Origin of the sequence: Mesorhizobium silamurunense (assembly GCF_014843825.1) — a bacterium.
GTDB lineage: Bacteria > Pseudomonadota > Alphaproteobacteria > Rhizobiales > Rhizobiaceae > Mesorhizobium > Mesorhizobium silamurunense.
The window spans coordinates 1-2,777 of sequence record NZ_JHQR01000084.1 but is presented as its reverse complement, the minus strand read 5'-3'; the positions used below and the strand labels follow the sequence as shown (position 1 = coordinate 2,777).

At 58.1% G+C, this 2,777-nt stretch carries 4 protein-coding genes and 1 pseudogene; 1 reads left to right on the top strand and 4 read right to left on the bottom strand.

From position 1 onward, the window contains the following. Positions 1–55: 55 nt before the first annotated feature. Positions 56–709 (bottom strand): annotated as a pseudogene (locus DH10_RS10385) (site-specific integrase); the annotation flags it as partial. Next, positions 619–948, bottom strand: a complete 330-nt coding sequence (locus DH10_RS10380; RefSeq protein WP_192384675.1) for a hypothetical protein — start codon at positions 946–948, stop codon at positions 619–621. The pseudogene DH10_RS10385 and the gene DH10_RS10380, both read right to left, overlap by 91 nt. A 46-nt stretch (positions 949–994) precedes the next feature. On the opposite strand from DH10_RS10380, the gene DH10_RS10375 reads away from it, so the two are divergent. Next, positions 995–1,411, top strand: coding sequence for a hypothetical protein (locus DH10_RS10375; RefSeq protein WP_192384674.1), 417 nt, complete (start codon positions 995–997; stop codon positions 1,409–1,411). Positions 1,412–1,636: 225 nt separating this feature from the next. Here DH10_RS10375 and DH10_RS10370 read toward each other — a convergent pair whose 3' ends face one another. Both DH10_RS10370 and DH10_RS10365 read right to left on the bottom strand, forming a co-directional pair. Next, positions 1,637–1,816: a hypothetical protein gene (locus tag DH10_RS10370; RefSeq protein WP_192247614.1), complete on the bottom strand. Its 180-nt coding sequence runs from the start codon at positions 1,814–1,816 to the stop codon at positions 1,637–1,639. Positions 1,817–2,472: 656 nt separating this feature from the next. After that, positions 2,473–2,777, bottom strand: a 305-nt coding sequence (locus tag DH10_RS10365; RefSeq protein ID WP_210327774.1) for a hypothetical protein, incomplete at its 5' end; no start/stop codon positions are given.

The following is a 2,777-nucleotide window of genomic DNA, read 5'->3' as shown; positions in this document are numbered from 1 at the left end:
CCCCGGTTACAATTTAAATGGGCTCTCCAAGCCTCCATGTCGCGTTTGTGTCGCGTCAGGCGCCCAGCAACGACTTTTCCGCCGCCGCCAGTTCCTCCTGATCGTTGGTGCCGGGGAACAGATGGCCGTAGGTGTCGGCCGTCATGACGATGCTGGAGTGGCCCATGCGCGCCTGCACTGTCTTAATGTCCTTGCCCTGCCCGCCGGCATCCTTGGGGTTGATCAGCCAGCTTGCATAGAAATGCCGCAAGGCATGAAGGCCGGTGTATTTCGCGGCCATGATCGGATTGCCTTCCTTGTCGGCCTTCGGCTTTCCATTCCTGTCGAGCGCTGGAACCGTCAGGCCGGCCGCGATCTGTGGCGGGTGTAGGCCGCGTGTCACGATGTTGGCGTGAAACTCGATGTTGCCTTCCCCGTTTGGGAAAACCAGATCGAGCTGGCCTTTCGGGCACTTCAGCTTCCATTCTCGCAAGGTGTTGACGACCATCGGCGCCAGCGGGATCGTACGATCTTCGCCGGCCTCCGATTTGGGCAGGCCGATCGGGTTGTAGCCCTCATTCGTGTATTTCTTCGCGTGGTAGCGATCAGCACGTTGACGGACGTGAAGCTCGCCCGCTTTCAGATCCACATCGCTCCACCGCAGGCCGCGCAATTCGGACGAGCGAAGCCCGGTGAAGATGGCGGTGACAATGAGCGGGCGGTGCCAGCCCTTGCACTGTCCAGATCCGCCAACACGCTCTGTTCATCGCCGTAGAGCTTCTTCACCATTTCCGATTCCGCCATGTCGAGTACGTCGGATGGGATGTCGACGAGGACGCGGGGAGCGGAAAGCACGGCGTCCAGGATTGAGGGATCGAGGCTGTGGACCGCAGCAATCTGCTTCTCCTTCGGCATCGCATTGAGACGCTCGCGGACTTCACGGCGCTGCATCTCGCCGGGTGCGGTCATGAACGCTCAGATGCCTATCCTACAGCCCGTGGGGATGCCTAAGGGCATGGACCCGCGCCAGTGGCGCCAGTCGGTCGAGAAGCGCCTCAACGATCTCCTAGACCGTGCGATGTCGCTGATCACCGCGCTTGACCTGATGGAAGCGGACAGCATCGACTTGGAAGAAGGCGGCGACCTCGAACCGTTGCTAGGCTGGACCGAACGCGGCCCGGTTGCCGGCGGCTCGGATGACGACCGCGAAGGGGATGGTTCCGACCTGGAGGATAGCGGGGACGAGCATGAGGCCTCGCTGGGTTGGACAAACAAGATGGACCAGGACGTTGCGCTGTTTGACGCCCGCTGCGATGACACGTTCTTCGATGGCGAGCGGGACGCGGGCGACGAGCCAGAGCTTGTCCACGATGGCGAAACGATCATGTGGAGCGATGATCTCCAGTCGCAGGAAGCGCTGGTGTCGCTATGAATGACGCTATGAGGGTGACCGAGTTTCTGAAGCTCCTTGCCGCCATGTCGGCCGAGGACAAAAAATGGCTGATCGCCGAATTGAAACGGCTCATAGCGGAGCAAGAGAAGAAGACTGCCTGATGTTAATTGTTCCGCACAAAGAATAGCCCGGCCACCGAAGCAGCCGGGTCAACATGGTGGGCAAGTTGTCCATGACATACGTGCGGACCGCCACCGGGCCATTTTATTTTCTGAGAGGGGAGGAAATCCCGAGTCGTGCGCTTTCCTTGCTGGCGAAGGAGCTAGCTTCTGCCTGAGAATGAAATCCCTTGATGCTTACCACGCCATCTTCGATGACGCGCACATAGTGCCTGTCTCCGATCTCTTCGGTTTCGACGGCAGTCATCCACGGCTGCATGTTCATCAGCCCCGCCCCTTACCCATGGCCCATTGGCAATTGAACATCGTCGCTCGGCAATATTCAACCTAAAAGTGCGTATTGCAATTTCTGCGCCCCGGCACTGATCGACACCTACCGAGTGTGCAACTTGTCCACAGGGCCCGGCGGCTTCGGCTTCCGGGCCTTTTCGTTAGCCCACTCTCCGACTGGACCGCCAGCGCTGTCTCGATGTCGTCACGGGAAATCCCCATGTCGCTTGTCGTCCGGTGAGTCGCCCAGATCGTCCGTTGTCTTCAGCAGCGCCTTCTGATCGGCTCGGCGACCGAACCAATCGACAACGGGACCAGCTACGACAAGAGGAAGGTTCACAAGCATAGGAAGGTTCACAAGCATCGGGGTACTCCCTTCACCGCTGCAGGAAACTGCAGGCAAGCTAGGCCGATGCGTCGATCCGTCTGTGACAAAGCTCACAGACCCGTAGTCTCCTCGTGTCGGGTTCGGCAAAAACTGCCCGGCCACATCGCAGCAGCCGGGCTTTTCCATGTCGCGGCCATGTCGCGTGGAGTTGCCGATAGCGGTTTGTAATCCTTGGAAATCAAGGGAAATCATTTGCAGCATGGCGCGACATGATATGCGTCCCTACCCTGCCATAAGCGTTTGATTTTCAATGATTAAAATCGCTATTTTGGCTGGAGAAATTGCAAAAACTGCCCGGCCACATCGCAGCAGCCGGGCTTTTCCATGTCGCGGCCATGTCGCGTGGAGTTGCCGATAGCGGTTTGTAATCCTTGGAAATCAAGGGAAATCATTTGCAGCATGGCGCGACATGATATGCGTCCCTCCCCTGCCATAAGCGTTTGATTTTCAATGATTAAAATCGCTATTTTGGCTGGAGAAATTGCGGACTCTGACTCCGTTAGTCCTGGTTCGAATCCAGGAACCCCAGCCAAAACCGGATGGTCCATTCTGGACACATAGGTTACGG